14 protein-coding genes are annotated in these 18115 nt (G+C 46.6%); all 14 read right to left on the bottom strand.

All coding sequences use genetic code 11. The features are described 5' to 3' along the window. Nucleotide 1 precedes the first annotated feature (1 nt). The 14 genes from ACWI_RS07525 to ACWI_RS07460 all read right to left on the bottom strand — a co-directional run bounded on the left by ACWI_RS07525 (nt 2) and on the right by ACWI_RS07460 (nt 18103). Nucleotides 2–2203, bottom strand: a complete 2202-nt coding sequence (locus tag ACWI_RS07525; protein ID WP_070370818.1) for an NHLP family bacteriocin export ABC transporter peptidase/permease/ATPase subunit — start codon at nt 2201–2203, stop codon at nt 2–4. Between the two features lie 15 nt (nt 2204–2218). Further along, nucleotides 2219–3043, bottom strand: a complete 825-nt coding sequence (locus ACWI_RS07520) for an HlyD family secretion protein (protein ID WP_070370817.1) — start codon at nt 3041–3043, stop codon at nt 2219–2221. Then, nucleotides 3036–4187 (bottom strand): ABC transporter substrate-binding protein, encoded by a 1152-nt coding sequence (locus ACWI_RS07515; protein WP_070370816.1) that lies wholly within the window; start codon nt 4185–4187, stop codon nt 3036–3038. The genes ACWI_RS07520 and ACWI_RS07515 overlap by 8 nt, the downstream gene beginning before the upstream one ends. A gap of 32 nt (nt 4188–4219) precedes the next feature. Further along, nucleotides 4220–5923, bottom strand: a complete 1704-nt coding sequence (locus tag ACWI_RS07510; RefSeq protein ID WP_070370815.1) for a B12-binding domain-containing radical SAM protein — start codon at nt 5921–5923, stop codon at nt 4220–4222. Beyond that, complete coding sequence (locus ACWI_RS07505) at nt 5899–7650, bottom strand: B12-binding domain-containing radical SAM protein (RefSeq protein ID WP_070370814.1); 1752 nt, start codon at nt 7648–7650, stop codon at nt 5899–5901. Before ACWI_RS07505 ends, ACWI_RS07510 begins: the two co-directional genes overlap by 25 nt. Nucleotides 7651–7727: 77 nt before the next feature. Next, the gene (locus ACWI_RS07500; RefSeq protein WP_070370813.1) at nt 7728–8000 is read right to left on the bottom strand and encodes a Nif11-like leader peptide family RiPP precursor; all 273 of its coding nucleotides are present in this window, start codon (nt 7998–8000) and stop codon (nt 7728–7730) included. Nucleotides 8001–8232: 232 nt separating this feature from the next. Next, a complete protein-coding gene (locus tag ACWI_RS07495; RefSeq protein ID WP_070370812.1) occupies nt 8233–8505 on the bottom strand; it encodes a Nif11-like leader peptide family natural product precursor in 273 nt (90 codons plus the stop codon). A 27-nt stretch (nt 8506–8532) separates the two neighbouring features. Next, nucleotides 8533–10245, bottom strand: coding sequence for a B12-binding domain-containing radical SAM protein (locus tag ACWI_RS07490; protein ID WP_070370811.1), 1713 nt, complete (start codon nt 10243–10245; stop codon nt 8533–8535). Between the two features lie 15 nt (nt 10246–10260). Next, a complete protein-coding gene (locus ACWI_RS07485) occupies nt 10261–13851 on the bottom strand; it encodes a B12-binding domain-containing radical SAM protein (protein WP_070370810.1) in 3591 nt (1196 codons plus the stop codon). A 126-nt stretch (nt 13852–13977) separates the two neighbouring features. Further along, entirely contained in the window at nt 13978–14571 is a 594-nt protein-coding gene (locus tag ACWI_RS07480; protein WP_070370809.1) for a GNAT family N-acetyltransferase, read from the bottom strand. A 146-nt stretch (nt 14572–14717) separates the two neighbouring features. After that, nucleotides 14718–15185 carry a VOC family protein gene (locus tag ACWI_RS07475; protein ID WP_070370808.1) on the bottom strand — a complete coding sequence of 156 codons (468 nt, stop codon included), beginning with the start codon at nt 15183–15185 and terminating at the stop codon, nt 14718–14720. 72 nt (nt 15186–15257) lie between these two features. Further along, nucleotides 15258–16160 (bottom strand): helix-turn-helix transcriptional regulator, encoded by a 903-nt coding sequence (locus ACWI_RS07470; protein ID WP_070370807.1) that lies wholly within the window; start codon nt 16158–16160, stop codon nt 15258–15260. A gap of 103 nt (nt 16161–16263) precedes the next feature. Continuing rightward, nucleotides 16264–17079 carry a glycerophosphodiester phosphodiesterase family protein gene (locus ACWI_RS07465; protein WP_070370806.1) on the bottom strand — a complete coding sequence of 272 codons (816 nt, stop codon included), beginning with the start codon at nt 17077–17079 and terminating at the stop codon, nt 16264–16266. Nucleotides 17080–17293: 214 nt separating this feature from the next. Then, nucleotides 17294–18103, bottom strand: coding sequence for a glycerophosphodiester phosphodiesterase family protein (locus tag ACWI_RS07460; protein ID WP_070370805.1), 810 nt, complete (start codon nt 18101–18103; stop codon nt 17294–17296). Between the last annotated feature and the right edge of the window lie 12 nt (nt 18104–18115).

The raw sequence follows: 18115 nt of genomic DNA, 5'->3' as shown, positions 1-18115 counted from the left end.
CTTATCCCTCAGTTCTGATCAGACTTGCATATTCGCCGCCTAAAGCCATTAAATCTTTGTGGGTACCCCGTTCAACCACGGCACCACCGCTTAACACGATAATCTCGTCACAATCCCGAATTGTCGACAACCGATGGGCAACCAGAATGGTGCTGATGCCCCGACGCCGAATGTTTTCACTAACCGCAGCTTCGGTGGCGGTATCCAAGGCACTGGTGGCCTCATCCATGATCAGAATTTTCGGGTTTTTGCACAGTGCCCGGGCGATTTCCAGGCGTTGCCGCTGGCCGCCGCTCAGGTTTTTTCCACCCTCACTTAAGATGTGGTCAAAGGCATTGGGCAGGGCCAGAATATCTTCATAAATACAAGCATCTTTGGTGGCCTGGATGACATCCTCGACGGCAATGGTCTCATCCCACATGGTAATGTTATCCAGCACCGAAGCTGAATACATGACAATTTCCTGGTCAACCGAGCTCATTGTATTGACCCGCAGCTCAGCTGGAATCGCTTTAATATCCATGCCATCGATGCGAATTTCGCCGCTCCAGGGCTGATAAAGGGTGGTTATCATTTTGGCAATGGTCGATTTACCGCTGCCCGACGAACCCACCAAGGCAATCGAGCCGCCCGCCCGGAGTGTCAGGTTCAGGCCCTGAATAATCGGAGCCGATAAGCGGTTATAACCAAAGGTCAGATCCCGGATCTCAATCTCACCTTCCAATTGATCGCAGTCAAACCCCTCCAATGAAAGCTTTTCGGCTTCCAGGGCGACATCTTCCGGATATTTTTCAACATCATCGAGGCGTGAAATATCGGCGATCATCCCCTGCAGGGCAGCGCTGGTGCTGACCAGCTCGCTCATTGGCTGGGTAAAACCGGTCATCAGGGTGTTAAAGGCCACAAAGGTACCGATGGTCATGGCCCCCATTAAGACATATTCACTGCCGATGGTAAAAATCAAGGCCGTTAAAACACTGGTCATCAGGGTCGGCAGCACCGAAATAATTGCTTCCATCCGGCCCATTTTCTGTTCCACCGCCAGGGTTTCGGCACTGAGTCCGGCGATTCGGGTAAAAAAATTGTCTTCTTCGCCAATCGATTTAATGGTTTCGATGGATTTTAGATTGACCATGATCCAGCCAATTGATTTTCCCTGATACTGCAGCAGCACCCGGTTGTTATCAGCATTTTTCTTGGCGGTGTACTGTAGCAGAAAAATATTGATTGCAGTGATGACAATCCCGATCAGAGTCAAGATGACATTATATTGAAACAGCAGAATCAGGTATAAAAAGGCCGTGACCAGATTGACCAGAATCCGGGCCAGATTGGAAGATAAGGCGGTGGCAACCGTATTGATGCTTTGCATCCGGCTGTTGATGTCCCCGGATTGGCGCTGATTAAAAAACTCCACCGGCAACCGCAGCACGTGCCGCAGATAAGCCCCGGCACTGTCGATGGCAATATAGTTCTCCATCCGCACCAGCGCATTTTCCTTCAGCCAGTTGAGGATCGCCTGGAGCACCACCGTGTTTAAGAGGATAAAAATAAAGATCAGAATATCAAATTTTTCGGTGTTGTTCAGGAAATAATCGACAAAAATTTTAGCATAATTGGCGATGATCAGACCGGGAATCACCAGCAGCACCCCCAGCACCAGGGCATAGAAAAGCGGCGACACGCCGGTTTGGGAAAGCCGTTTATAGAGGGCCTTCCAAACATTGGGTTTTTCTCCAGCTGGCGTGAACTCCGGTCCCGGGCGGGATTCAATGACGACTCCGGTAAACATCTGCCCCAGTTCCTCGTTGGTGATCACCCGTTGTCCCGAAGCCGGGTCGCACAGATAAACCTTGTCGTTCTTAAACCCTTCCAGCACTACAAAGTGACTAAAATCCCAGTGAATGATCACAGGCATTTCCATTTCTTTTAACTTATCAACGGTGCAGACAAAGCCCTGGGACTCCAGACCATAAAGCCGGGCCGTTCTGGCAATGTTCCCGGCCTTGACACCATCCCGGGATACGCCACAATCGATCCGCAGCGTTTCCAGGGTTTCGTAGCGTCCATAATAAGCCAAAATCATCGATAGTGAAGCGACCCCACATTCCACCGCTTCCATTTGCAATACCACCGGAACCTTGGCTATTTTAGGTAGTTTTCCATGCTCATCCCGACTTTTTTCAGTTTCTGATTTCGTCATCCGTAAGCCGCCTTTCTAGGAAATAATCAGATCAATGAGATAAAGCTGATCGGTGAAAATCGTCGCTGTACCGGAGGTTCCGGCGGTAATTTCACCGTTAAAGCCATTGTTTTCTTTGGTCCAGATATAATTCCCCTGATCATCAACCTTGGGATCAATAATAATCAGCATTTCGATGGGGCTCTCTTCATCCTGGGACAAACCACTGAGCGTAACGCTGCGGACAATCCCTCTTAAATACCCATACTGATCACTGTTGACCGATTCCAGATCAACAAAAACCTTATCCCCCTGCTTGACGTTAACCGCTCCTTCATAACTGGAATAGGCCTGAACCACCACTGTGGTGTCTTCATTTTCCCGCTTGACAATTTTGCCCAGGGTCGAATTTTTGGGAATATATGCCCCATCCTGAAAATTCAGGTTGGAGATCACACCGCTTTCCATGGCTACAATCATTGTTTGCCGTTTCACCAGACTTTTTTGCTGATCGGTCAAGACAGCGCCATTATTGACCCAAGTTGCCGTTGCTTCGGTGGTCAATACCCCCAGCAAATCCCCCCGGGTGACATAATCGCCATTGGAGACGGCCAGTTGCGAGAGGATTCCTTCGTTTTCAACTACCACATCCACGGTTCCCTCACCATAGGCCACCACCGCATCGGTGGTGGTGGTAATATTAATGGGAACGGTCACAGCATAGATCATCACACCCACCAGAAAAATAATAATACCCAATAAAATCAGCAGATTTCCCGGACCGATGACCGTCATCAGAGCTGCATGTTCACTTTTGGGAGTGCCTTTATCCGCTTTATTCCGAAAGATTGATTTATTCACCACCGTTACCTCCCCCTGTGTTATTATTACGGGGCACCAATTGATCGTTTAAATAGATCTTCTGAAATACCGGTATCCCACTGATTAACCGTTTATCAAAGCTTAAGCTACCATAGACGGTCTCAAAACTGTTTTCGGCCAACACTTTTTTTATCGCCTCCGTTTCCAGACTTTGGGCCTGGTTGGCCGCATCTGCTGCCAGATGCATGGTCATGTAGGCCTGGGCAGCCGGCAAATCCGGTGTCAAACCATAAGCCTGCTGATAGTCCTGAATAAATGCGGCCTCAGCACCAGCGGTGGCGGTATTGTTAAAGTAACTGGTTACCTGGATCAGGTTTTTCATACTTTGGGGAATGGTATACGCTTGAACCTCAATGTCATAACTGGCAAAGACTGGCCGGGTATTGCCGGTTTTCTCCAGGTACTCATAAAGCGCTGTGATGTCATTGCCGACACAGGCACTAACAATCGCCTGAGCCCCCATACTGTCCCATTTTTTAACATAATAGCGGAAATAATCGAGATTTGGCAGATACGAAACCGCATCGACAATTTCGATTCCCATCGCATTGGCATGTTCTTCTACCTTTTGAATAAAGTCTTTGCCATAGGTATTGCCAGCGCTATGAACGACCGCAATCCGGCTGATTCCCTGGGCAGCCATACTGCCAACCAGCTCACTGGCCATGGCATCGTCGGACGGCGCACAAAGATAAGCCCCCGGATTTTGAGCCAGATTCAGTTTCGAGCTGGCAATAATCGGGGCAAAAAGCAGCTTGTTGTTCTGGTGATAAATGCTGCCCACCTTTAGCACATCGTCGGTACTGCGATGGCCGATGACAATTGGAAAACCCGGATTTTCGGCGATTCGGGTGGCTACCTCTACTGCTGTATTGGTGTTGTTCCCATCATCATTGTAGTTTACTTCGATGGCCTGATTAAGAATTCCGCCCTGATCGTTGATCTCCCGGGCGGCCAGTTCAATGCCATTTTTGAAGGATTGGCTATAATCTTCCGAGAATGGATAAACCACATCCACTGACAGTGTACTGGTTTTGGTGGTTTCTGTTGCACAGCCAAAGCAAAGCAATCCACCGCTGACTATTATAGCTAGTATCGATAATACCATCAGGTGTTTTTTCATAACCTTCTCCTTACGTTGGGATAATTCTTAGTCTAAATAAACGCTGAAAATAAAATCAGATAGCGGTCACTAAGGCTTTTTAGCGGTATGTTCAGATCCGCCGGGGTACAGTTTAGCCTGGCTGCCGTTTCTGCGATGGTAAAGCGGCCAGCGCCAGCCAGAATGTCAAGTTCGACCGGACTGAAACCATTGATATCCAGCAGCGAAAAATCCGGAATCATCTGGATCACTGCGTTATTTTTCTCCCACTCACTCAGTTCATGCCATTCTTTTAACAACCCCTGATACTCGATCAGTTTTTGATAATAGGCCACCATAATCGGGTCTTTGGCATAGATAAATTTAAGGTAGCCCGCGGCAATGCCATAGTTAAAGGCCAGCTTAAAGTCCGTGTAAATCCGTGTTTTAGGAATCAAACCCTCTTTAAACTGCTGTTTCATTTTATTAGAAACCGCCGTAATCAATCGGGAACGCGCCATGCAGATTTCCGGTAATGACAGGGCCTCGGTATGGTTGACCGGAAAATCCTCGAGGTTGGTCAGACATTCGCGATCTTCCAGCGTGATTCCAAATTTTTCGGGGTGCTGATAAATCTCGGTACCGGGCAGGGGCATAATAAAGGTAGTTGAGATGTCGAGCATCCCCGGTGCCAGCTCCAGCAGCGCCAGCACTGTCTTTGTGGTCTCAGCCAGAGTAGCAGGGCTTTCAAAGGCCCCACCAATAATATAGTTGCCGGTTAGCTGGGGTAAGCCCTCGGCGTAGCAAAGCTCGACCACTTTTTTGATATCAGCGGGGCTGGCCTGTTTACCATAGGCTCTCAGCACATCAGCCACTCCAGATTCCATCCCGATCTGCATCCGCACCATGCCGCTGTCAATCATTTCCCGGATCAGCTCGGGGTGTTTGACCAGGAATCCGGGATGGCCTTCACAAAACCAGACAAAATCATATTTTTCCCTAAGCGCTTTCAAGCCAGCTAAGATCTGCTTCAGTCTGACCGGATGGGTAGTAAAGGTATCGTCACAAAAAAACAGGTAGCGGGGGCGGGTGCTTCTTTTTAGTCGTTCTTCAATTTCAGCCAGGACATCTTCGGCCCGACGCAGCCGCAGGTTTTTGGAATTTCCGCCCTCAAAACAGAAGGCACAGCGATAGGGACAACCTCTTGCCGTAATTACTGACAACAGCGGCCGCTCCTGAAACTCAAGGACATCTTCGTTGCGGGGCCATTCATATTTGGCGAAATCCTCCAGATAGACGTAATCGGCATTCTCATCTGACCGAAGTTCGCCCGAGATAAGCACATCTTCACCCCGAACCCTGGCACTTAGCCAGGCTAAGAGGGTTTCTTCACCATCGCCCTTAATAATCGCATCGGCCTGATATGTTTTTAGATCTTTTTTCGTCATATGCAGGGTTTGGGGACCACCCACCACCACATAAAAGTGCTCATGCTTTTTTAAATCACTACAAATCGCCGCCACTGCCGAACGATTATCAAAATCACAGTAGAAACAGACCGCAAAGAGGCGGTCTTTCAGATTTTTGATGGTTTTTACCACATCGGTTGTAATGCCGGTGTAGGCTTTGGCCTTAAAACCATTGGCATTGAGCTGGGCCGCCAGGGTTAAAATCCCCAGATTTTCAATCATTTCAAAGGTTCGTCCCCGGATCATCCGTTGGGTATAAATGAGTAAAACTTCGGGTTTACTGCTTATGGTTTCCGGTATAAAATCCACTTATAACCCTCCATTTTATTCAGGGCTTGCTGGGCCTGATTGTAAAAATCAGGATTTTTGCCCAGGGGATCGAGCTTCATTCTGCCCTGCCGCAGCACTTCCTTTTTTGACAGTTTGCCATTGCAAAGTTTTAGCAGGGTATAGTCGATTTCATCCAGCACCTGATTAAATATCTGCGGCTTTTCGCCGCTGACATCGGTATAAAGCCATAATTCAAAGGTACGGTGAACGATGGCCTCTTCATCGTTTTTTCCCAATTGAGCATGAAGAAGGTACTCCTCCGAGGCCCGCATTTTCCAGTAGGCATCGTCAATCGGAATATTTTTATAGACATAATCATTCCAGCGGGTAAAAACGCCATATTGTCGACCGAGACGATACGAATCGAGAATTACCGCTTCGGGAATTTTTCCGTCAAAGTAAATTTTACGCATTTCATTCTGTAACCGCTTATTCGCCTGCAGGCGAATCGTTGTCAGATCGGTAAAATCCAGTGTTTCGGTGCGGGACAGGGGAATATCCTCATTACAGCAGTCAATCAAATTCTCATAAATGGCCATCCCGAATTTCTCCGGATGAAGGGTAATTGGGGTTTTGGGGTAGGGCAGAAACGAAAAATAAGCGGTTTCAAACTGACCCGGGGCATTATAGAGCAGTTCCATAATCAATGACTCCGATTCGGCGATGGTTTCCCGGGTTTCATGGGGGCCGCCCAGAATAATATTGCCGGAGATCCCGTGAATCCCCGATTCAACACAGTGATTGATAACATCCACCGCCATCTTCCGGGTGATTTTTTTATTATAGCTTTTTAACACCTGGTCACTGCCGGATTCCAGCCCAAAAAAGATTTTGACAAGACCGGCATCAGCCAGATGCTTAGCCATCTCGCGATGCTTATCAATGGTCGAAATGTGAGCGCTGGCAAACCAGACAAAATCGTAGTCTGTGCGGATTTCACTTATTTCGTCACAAATCTGATCGACCCGCTTATGATCAAGAGTAAAGGTATCATCGAGAAAGTTAATATAATTAATGGCCGGGTTGCGTTTGAAGTTGGCTCTGATTTCATCCATCAAGGATGGCACAGAGTGACGGCGAACCCGTTTGGCATTGGCCCCTTCATAGCAGAAGGTACAACCAAACGGACAGCCCCGACCGGTTAAAATCGGCAGTAGGCCGAAATGCTTGTAATCATTGGTCAGGGTGATGTCGGGCCAGGGAATTGCATCAAGTTCTTCCGGCGGCTTTCGCGGCTCATTTTCCACCAGGGCGCCCGTTTCATCAAGGAACACAATTCCCTGAATCGCTTCGAGCGAACCCTTCCTGCCTATAAAATAATCCATCAGCTCCAGGATCGTCTCTTCCCCTTCACCGATACAGGCTGCTGCGATGGCGGTATCCCTTAAAAATTCAGCGTCCATCCCGGCTGTCTGCGGACCCCCAGCCAACAGAATCACCTCGGGATAGCGCTTTTTAACTTCCTGGGCAAAGGTTTTGATCCAGTGAATATTGTTAAAATCACAGTAGAAGCCGATAATTTTGGGTTTTTCCGCTGTTTCCATCAATGCGACCACATAATCCAGGGCTTCTTTGGCATACCCCTGAAACATCTCGGCCTGATAGCCCTTTTGTCTTAATAATTGGGTCAATATATTCATTCCCAAATTACTACCAGGAATATAACCGCTGACATAGCGGTGTGATTTAATTAATAATAGTTCCATCTGCACCGTTCCCCCTTTAAACTACTGACTGTTATTCCAATCAGTACTTTGAAGGGGAAATATCCCCTTCAGTTTTTCTAACTCATAGCCGTTTCCGTTGCGACAAATGCATAATCCACACCAACAATACTTAGGCCACCGGCAGCCTGATCCAATTGATCATCACTGATTGGCTGTTTGTCTTTTGCTTCTTTAAAAGCCGCTTTAAATTCAGCAGCCGAGCATGTATAACCCAATTTTGCAACAATCACATCAAACTCTGCGCCTGTTTTGGCTTCATTGATTTGTTTTGCCAGGGCCTCATCCGTCAATACTTTTGCAGCCAATGCTCTTGCACCATCGATACTCATGTTCTTCCTCCTTTCTTCACGATTTCAACTGAATCATGAAATGAGTCAGTTAATTTTCAAAAATAGGTGAACAGTCACAATGAATAAAAAATTTTACTCGTAATCGGCGTGAGATTGAGTCACTTCTTATTTATCGGTTCTTGTCTTTCTCCCCTTTAAATTACTGACTTTATCCGAATGATCGTTTTGAGTCAGTAATTTGAAGGGGAAAATCCCCTTCGTTGTTTAATAACTAAGCTCGAGCGGTTTGTGTTGCTGTGAATGCGTAGTCTACACCAACAATACTTAAGCCACCAGCAGCCTGATCCAGTTGATCATCGCTGATTGGTTGTTTTGTCTGTGCTTCTTTAAAAGCAGCATCAAATTCAGCTGCGGTACAGCTGTAACCCAATTTTGCAACCACTGCATCAAATTCTGCTTCAGTTTTAGCACCATCAAGTTGTTTTGCCAAAGCCTCATCGGTTAATACTTTTGCGGCCAATGCTTTTGCACCATCAATACTCATTTTCTTCCTCCTTTTAAAAGATTTTGGCTAAATCACAAAATGTGTCAGCCAATATTTAAAATTAAATTGATCCAGTAGATCAACTAATTTTCCATGGAATTCAGCCGGATCGTGATACGGTCCACCGAAATGTTCATATAATTCGACTTCGATCTCGGCCAGACTTCTTTTCCCGGCACAACGCAGCAGCAGCTCATACTCCAGCGGTGATAGCGCCATCCCATCCAGTTTGGGGAAGCCTTCGGTAAAGGTCATCGTGCGCCATAATTCAAAGGTGCGTTGGGGATAATCGCTGGAAAAATCCATCGATCTTTCAAAGGCCTGCCCTTCCTTTAAATACAGCACATAATAGTATTCATAGGCTCTGGGATTAGCGGCAATTTCCTCAAACCAGCGGCTGCGGATGCCATATTTCAGGGCGGCGTTAAATTGCTTTTGCACCACCTCATTTTTTAACTCATGATTTTTGATTTTATTCTGCATACTTTGGCGGATCACCTTGTTGAGTTCCTGACGATTTTTCATCACCTGATCCTGACTGCATCCCACTGGAGTGACAAAGGGATAATCATCGCCGGACAAGCGGCCCGACTGATCATGCAGTACTAAATTAAACTTCTCCGGATTATCCATGATTTCGGTACCAGGATACGCTCTTAAAAAGCCGGTGATGATATCAATAATACCCGGAGCCCGATCGATCAGCGTTTTTATCAGGGTTGCGGTTGCTCCCGGGCTTTCCGCTGGTCCGCCAACAATAAAGTTGGTGGCAATCTGGGTCAGCCCACAATCTGCAGCGTAGGTTACAAATTCAACGATGTCATCGATCTTGACGTGCTTGTTATAGGCATCAATCACCTGCTGATCACCCGACTCAATGCCAATCTGCAGCCGGATCAGTCCAGCATCGATCATCGTTGGCAGAACGTCCATCCAGTTTTTGATTCGGCCAACATGGCATTCGCAATACCAGACCAGGTCGCGGTCTTTGCGGATTTCCTTCATCCCCCGGCAGAATTCTTCAATCCGTTCCCGACTGAGAGTAAAGGCGTCATCCATAATAATAATGTATTTAAGTTCCGGATTGTTTTCTAAGTTGAGTTTGATTTCTTCCAGAACTAGGGGGATGCTGCGCAACCGCACCTGCTGTTTGCCGGGGCTGGGAGCACAGTAGGCGCAGTGGTAGGGACAGCCCCGACCGGTAAAAATCAGTTTGCCATAGGCGTGATCAATATGCAGGGAAGCGTGGTAGGCTGGCAATGGGAGGGCATCCAGATCTTTGATAATTTCCGGCGGGGTGACCGTAAAAACCCCGTCCCTGATCATCCCCAGTCCGTTAATCGCATTTAAATTGCCCTCATCGTTTAACGCCGTCTTTAAGAGCAGCGGCAGTGACACTTCACACTCACCGCTTAGAATATAATCGGCCTGGCTTTCTTTAAGAAATTGCCCATCCAGTGCGATACTCTGAGGGCCGCCGACGATAACGGGGATCTCCCAGCCGTTTTTAATCTTTCGCGACAAATCAGCAATCAGCGAAACATTATCAAAATCACAGGAAAAGCCCACGGCGTCCGGCTGGTTCTGTTTGACTTGCTCGAGCAGCTCTTCCGGTTTTCCATGAAAAACCAGGGGTTCAAAACCCGCCGCTTCCAGGGCTCCGGCCAGATAAAAGAGCCCCAGATAATCATGAACCCGGGTTTCATATTTCTTTGACACATTACAAAGGAGTATCTTCATTTTATTACCCTTTTTCTAGAACGGAACAACAAGAAGCCAATATTTTTTATCAAAAACTTTCAGGGTTTCAATGATCCGTTCCATTAATTCATCCTGCCCTTCACCAAATGGTTTACCAAAACGCTCATAAAGCAGCTCGGTCATGGTGGCAATGGTGCTTTTGCCGGTTGCGTATTTCATGATTTCATATTCAAAGGGTGATAGTGCCTCCCCCCACAACAGCGGATAGCCCTGGGAAAAATCAACATCCCGCCACATCTCAATTAACCGCTGGGGCCGCCAGTGCGGCAGTTCCTGGCGATCCACATCGACGATCCGACTGGCAGCCTCCCGGGCCAGCATGGTGTAGTAGGCCGTTAAGGTCGGTTTATGATGCGATATAATATTAATCCAATATTTAGGGCCATTTACCGCCAGCGCTGTTTGGTAGCATCTTAAAATATCTTCATGTGTGAGCTCCCCATCATTCAGCATGATTTTGACTTCATCGACAAAACTCTGCAGATATTCCTGATAGGCCCCCATGATCTCCCGGCGATCCATGGTTTCACTGTCCATCATCGGGTAATCAGAAATGCTGCTCAGCCCCTGCCGGTCATAAATTGTCAGGCCGTATTTTTCAGGGTGTAGGCCGATATCCGTCATCGGATAAGGCATTACGATACTGGGGGCAATTTCCATCATCCCCGGGCCCAATCGCAACAGCTTGGCTCCAAAAGCCTTATTTTTTTCAATATGTTCCCGGTTTTCAAAAGGCCCCCCCACCAGCAGCGCCCCAAAGACCTGTTGCACCCCGGCATCATAGGCGGCTTTTACGACCGTTTCGACCATTTCCGGGGAAATATTTTTGCGGTAAACTTTGAGCATCTCTTTATCCACGGTTTCAATGCCAATTTGAAGGCGGTTCAGGCCCGCATCCACCATCGCTTTTAAAACTTCCGGTCTTCGACTTAAGGACACGACATCAGCCTCACAATAGAACTGGAAGGGCCGGATTGCCTGCAAGGCTTTGGCTTCCCGGCAAAACGCATCCAGCCATTGGGGATTAGTGACCAGGGTATCATCACAGAATTTAAAATAACTCAGCTCCGGGTATTTTTGCAGAAAATATTTCATTTCGGCTATGACATTGGCCACACTGCGCTGTCGCATCGGCCGTTTTAAGGCCCCTTCATGGCAGAAAACACAGTGGTAGGGGCAGCCCCGGCTACTCATCAGATAGAGACTGGAAAAGTCAATCGGGGTAATGCTTTTGTCGTAGGCCGGGAAAGGCAGTTCATCAAGATTTTCCACCACCGGGCCTTCACCCATATCAATTGCCTGGCCACTCTCGTTTAGATAAAAGATACCGGGAATCTTATCAAGACTTTGCTGGGCTTTTATCGCCTCCAACACCGCCACCATCGCCAACTCACCTTCACCCCTGACAATGGCGGTGGCTTGTGACTGGCGCAGATAGTCTTCATCCAGAGAAATTGCTTCCGGTCCGCCTATCAGCACCGGAATCCGATAGGTTTCGGTAATGGCCGCACTGACTTTTCTAACCACGTGCTTGTTTTCAAAATCCACCGAAAAGCCGATCCCACAAATTTCATGAAACGGATACCGCTTCAGGTAATCGATGGTCTGATCGGGTCGGCATTCACAGACAATGGCATCATAGCCATTGGCATCAAGATAGCTGGCCAGGCCATAAATGCCCAGAAAGGCACCATTTCGGCTGAAGCCAGCGATTTCCATCCCAATTGTTGATAATTTAAAAAGTATGAACTTATTTTTCACAATGTTCTCCCCGGTTGTTTCCCGAACCTGCCACTGCTGATCGGTTGTCTGGGCGGTCAGTGCCCCCGATAAAACGCACATACCGACCTGCTCCAGTTTTTTAATCGTCTGCAACAAATGCTCTTTAAAAGCTTCAAAGTTTTCAAAACTGTGCTGATAGGCTGGGAAAAGTATTTCGGCCATCTCCAGCATGGACACTTTGCCAGAACTGTATTTTAATACTTCAAATTCAAAGGGGGAATAGACAAAGCCATTTAATACCGGAATCTCGGCCGCCAGCTCGGGGGTTAGCGACAGTAGCGCAATCCGCTGGGGATGAGTCGCAAACACCGTCTCCTCGTCATAGTCTTTGGTCAGCTTGTCACCCCGGATCCGGGCCTTGTACTGGGCATCAAAATAGGGGTAGCGGGAGTAAGCCAGTCCCTGCCACATGCCGCTGAGGCCATATTTTTCACTGAGGGCATAGCTTTTTAGAATCACTTCATCGGGAATTTCACCGTCACTGAGCATCTTGCGCATCAGCCGGGTGTTCATTTCGAAAAATTCATTCCGGGCGGCACAGATTTCTTCAATGCTCAGGGTGGCGGTTTCAATCACCGGAAAATCCCCCACTGAGGTCAGAGCCCCTTCATCCTTGACATAAATACCAAAAGCTTGGGGATTTTTGGACATCGCCGTTTCCGGGAATGGCATATAGAAAGTGCTGACCACCTCCACCATCCCGCGACCGGCTTTAATCATTTGATTGACGGTATCAAAGGTATAGTCCAGACTTTCCCGGGTTTCCAGAGCGCCGCCAATGATAATGTTGCCGACCAGCTGGGGCAGTCCGGCAGCTTGACAGATTTCAATGACCTCAAAGAGGCCTTCCCGTTTGATCTTTTTATTATAGATATCAATAATATGCTGATTACAGCTTTCAATGCCGATCTGCATCCGTACCAGCCCGGCATCGACCATCATTTTGACAATTTCCGGGTATTTAATGACGATGTTGACATGGGCATCAGCAAACCAGACAAAATCATGTTCCTTCCGCAGTTCTTTTAATTGTTCGCAAAAACTTCGCACCCGTTCCTTATCCAGAGTGAAGGTATCATCGCCGAAAAAGATGTACTTCACGTTGGGGTTTTGTTTCAGCCGACAGCGGATTTCCTGCATCACATTTGCGACACTGCGGCGTCTTACATTTTTGCTGTTTCCGCCCTCATAACAAAAAGAGCAGTGGAAAGGACACCCTCGTCCTGACATGACTGCCATATGATTAATGCCCTGATGCTGGGCGGATTTAATTGTCCCGGTAATAATCGGCAGCGCATCGAGATTTTCAATGGCCGGATAAATGCCATTATCATAATAACTGCCGTCACTTCTAAGTGAACAGAGTCCCGGAATGCTCTCCCACTTTTCGATCGCTTCATTTTGCAGGGCGTGGATGGCCTCAAAAAGCGAATATTCCCCTTCTCCCCGCATGATTGCGTCAGCCTGACTGGCCCGCAAAAAATCCTCCCCTAAACCAACGGTCTGGGGGCCGCCCACCAGTACAGTAGCGCCATAACGCCTTTTAATTTCCCGGGAAAAACTTTCAACCGCCGACTGATTCTCATAGTCACAGTATAAACCGACCACAGTATTGCCATCTGAGCCGGTCGCTGCCAGAAACTCCAGCCCTTTTAACAGCTCCCCTGAAAAAACCGCTACCTCAATCCCTTTACTGGCCATCATTTCCGCCAGCGACATATGGCCAATCGGCTCAATTTGGGTGATCGAATGCGTTCGGGTTCCGCGATGAATCAGCATCAGTTTCAAGTTGATCGTTTTCACTATGTGCCTCCAGTTCAATTTATTCACTTTATTTGTATTATATCAGTATTTTAAAATTTTTTATTCACAGTGTATTCTTTTTTTACGGTTTTGTCTATTGCTTTTTTGTTAAAACCACTGCACTTTTTAGCTTTTGCTGTTTTTTATAATTTCTGGCTTCCACTTCTCATTTTTTGTTAAATCACCGATCCTGATAAACGGTTCTGGCTTAATGCCATGGGCCGCAATCATTTTTTCCATCCAGATCATGTCATACCAGGTTTCCAGCTTGTAGCCACATTTAGAAAAATGACCAATGGTTTGATAGCCCAGGTGTTCATGAAAACCGATACTGCCGGGATTGGGATAGGCAATGCAAGCATAGAGATTCGTGATGTTCTGCTTTTTTAAAACTGCCTCAAGCGCCTGATAGAGCTTTTTACCCACCCCACTTTGACGGCTGTGCTGTTTAACATAGATGGTGGTTTCCACCGCCCAGTCGTAGGCCGCCCGGTTTTTAAACTCGGAAGCATAGGCATAGCCGAGGATTTCAGCTCCCCGAACGGCCACCAGATAGGGATATTTCATCATGGTTTTTTGCATGCGCTGCTTAAATTCTAAAAGCGTCGGCACGGTATATTCAAAAGTGATGGCCGTTTCCCGGACATAGGGCGCATAAATATTTAATAATGCTTGCGCATCGTCTAGCTCTGCCCAACGGATAGTGATGTCTGTGTTCATATTTATAACCTTCTTTTCTCAATATTAACTGATTTATTATATCATTATTAAAACTAACGTAAAAGAAGCCCTTCAAATTTTGTGTATGAAGGGCTTCTCTACTTTTAAAATCTACATTTTTATTCAACCGAATTTTGTTTTCAACTTTATTTTATAAAACTCTTAACCACTTCCTCCGGCATCATGGTTCGCTCGACAATTTCCGCCTCGGTCATCCCCTGGTCATAAAAACGCCGACACACCATGGCCATGCTTTCACCCACTTCAATAATATGATAATCCGGATCATAGAAGCGAATGGACCGCTGACCCCAAGCCGCTTCCTCCACATCGTGCAAATATTCAATCTCCGGAAAATTTTTTAGATGTGCTAAAAACTCATCCAGATTCTCTTCCTCAAAATAAAGTTCCATATCGTTACCCCGATAGACAATCTCTTTTTCGTCCCGATGGATAAATTTTGCCCAAAGGGCCTTATCCTGAAGCGAAAACCCGGCATTAAAAGTAATATTCTCACCAAAATCCATCACCACTTCCAAACCAAAAACATCACAATAAAAAGCCCGGGAATGATTAATATCATTCACTACCAGCATCGGTGCTTCAAGTTTCATAACTACTTCCTCCTCGTTTTTTAATCATTATAGCTCCACAATCACGACACCTGTCTGTCATGTTTAACTCAATCATTGGTATTTTTTACTGATTTTTTTTGTGATCATCAAAAATTCATTTCTCAGCGCTTCCGGTTCAATTAACTCGACCCCATCACCAAAACTCAGCAGCCAACTAAAAAGATTCTCCCGGCTGGAAAAACAGAATTCGAAACGAAGTTTGCCCGTTGTGGTTATCTGATAGCAATTTATCCCATATTCGTCTATGAGCCGCCATTTCATTGCGGGGTCAAAGTCTGCCACCAATTGAATCTGACTGGGCATGGCCAATTGCTCCTGGCTGTTATATTCCGGCAGATCCCGGGGTTCATAGGTTTCGTCCAGCACCTGCAAATCCCAGAGCCGGTTAAGCTTAAAGTGACGATAATCGAACCGCTCCCGACAATAGCCCCAGATGTACCAGGACGACCATTGATAAACAATCAAGTATGGTTCTATCTGTCGGCCACTTTCGCCTTTGGGTGAGTAGTAATAAAAAGCAATCATCCGCCGCTGGTCAATGGCTTGTTTGATCATTTCAAATTTTGGTGCCAACGAATTTTTGTAGTGCGAGGACAGATCAATGACAATGTGGTTAGACGGCCGGGCCGCTCCCCGATCCACTGCCAGTTTATCAATTAATTGCCGATACTGATTGGTTCCGGCCACACTGTCCAGACTTTTCAGTCCGGTCAGAATCGACTGTAGTTCTGCTGATGACAGCAGCGTTTTATCGATCTTATAACCTTCCATAATGGCAATACCGCCATTCGCTCCCTGAGTCGTTGTCAGCGGAATTCCGGCCTTGCAGATGTCTTCAATATCCCGGTTAATGGTTCGACGGGAGACCTCAAATATTTCAGCCAGGTAGGGGGCAGTTACCTGTTGCTGTTGTAGCAGGATGGATAATATTCCAATGAGTCGGTCTATTTTCATTTGCAAATCCTCTGCGATTCTTTTAAAATCTCCTCTTTCTTCTGCATTAACCTGAAAAAAGGCCCCGCAGCTCTTCTTGAGATGCACAGACCTTTACTAAAACTCATGGCTCAAAATATTCAAAAATGATTGCATCAAATTTTTTCTTGCAATACTCAATGTCATCGGTATCCTGGACTGTCCATCCAACCAATCTGCCAGTCAGCAGATGAAATAGACTAAGCCCCAGTTTACGCCGGGCATCGCCATGGTGGAAGGCCATAAAATGTGGTCGGGTGATAAAATTGGTTGCAAATGAAATGATTAGCAACCATTGCCACAATTTGACATCCAATCCCTTGAGACTTTTGCGCCCCACCGATAGCTGACCTCTGACCACATCGGGCCGGTTTTTATAAAACCACCGGACAATCAATGGCTGAAAGGACTCAACACAATATAAGCCCTCATAACGATCCAGATAGGCGGCTGTTTTTGAGCACAGCTCGTTGAGATTCTTGGTATTTTTCAATTCGACAATTAATGGAACCTGACCATCAACCATGCTTAGCACCTCTTCAAACAAGGGAATTTTTTCCTCCGTGTTTTCGAGATTATAAACAAGCAGTTCCTCATAAGTACAGTCCGTTATTAGTTTATCGACCCCACACAAACGCAACAGGTTATCGTCGTGGAAGACGATAATTTTGCCATCGGCGGTAAGATTTAAATCCATCTCGATGCCATAGCCAGCCGTCACAGCTTTTTTAAAGGCCGCCATGGAATTTTCCGGAATTGATTTATCCTTTTCGTGCAATCCCCGATGAGCATAATAACTGGTCCAAAGGCGATCATCAACCTCCTTCGGCATTCTGCCCGGAAGCAACAGTAAAATATAAATAATAAAGATGGCTATAATTGCCATGATATACAGTGTCATGTTTCCTCACCCACTTCTGTAAAGCTAATTCCAATCAGTTCCTTTCTCTCAAATTTAAATCGCAACGCCAAACCATTAACTCACTAATTTGGTAATCGCCAAAGTAGTTTTATGTTATATTAGTGTTTCTATATCTACCCCTTTATTCTCTCAATCAATCATTAAAACTAGATTAGTATTAAGACTATTTTCTGTTAAATCGAATGATGCGCCGCTAAGGCCTAAAAAACTCAAAGATGATTACATCAAAAAAATCCATACACCTCACCCGATCATCACCATCCCGCACCGTCCAGCCAGCCAGTTTGCCCCCTAATTGCCGGAACAGCCTCAAACTGAGCCGATGGTGAGCATCTTCGTGCTTATAGGCGATAAAATGGGGCCGGGCGACCACATTTGTCACCACTGAGGCAATCAGTAGACGCTGCCATAACGGTGTACCGCCAAGATTGCGATAGCCAGCGGATAGCTGGCCTCTAATTACCTCGGGCCTGTTTTTATAAAACCAGCCAACGATCCCGGGATGAAAGGACTCAATGCAATACACACCGGCATAGTCATCCAGTAGCGCTGCGGTTTTAACACAGAGTTGCTGCCATTCTTTGGTATTCTTCAGTTCAATAATAAGCGGAACCTGTCCCGCTACAAGCTTCAGCACATCGTTTAATAGTGGAATGCTTTGTTCCGTGTTTTCAATCCGACAATCCGAAAGCTCCGTTGATAAACATTCCGTGATCGGTTTATCGACACCGCAAACCCGAAGCAAGTTGTCATCGTGAAAAACCACCACTTTTCCATCGGCGGTGAGATTAACATCCAATTCCATGCCATATCCCGCTTCAACGGCTTTAGTAAAAGCCAGCATCGAATTTTCCGGAACCTCCTTGTTTTTTTCATGCAGACCGCGATGGGCATAATGACTCTCCCAAAGAAGCGAATCGGAATGGTTCGGTATTGCCCCTGGAGCGATAAAAAAAAGATAGAGCAAAAAAAATCCAATCAGCACCACGATTAAATAAAACATCTCTGGCCTTCT

The sequence above is a fragment of the Acetobacterium wieringae genome (assembly GCF_001766835.1).
Lineage (GTDB): Bacteria > Bacillota > Clostridia > Eubacteriales > Eubacteriaceae > Acetobacterium > Acetobacterium wieringae.
The sequence above is the reverse complement of the archived record's forward strand: the minus strand, read 5'-3'. Positions and strand labels throughout refer to the sequence as shown.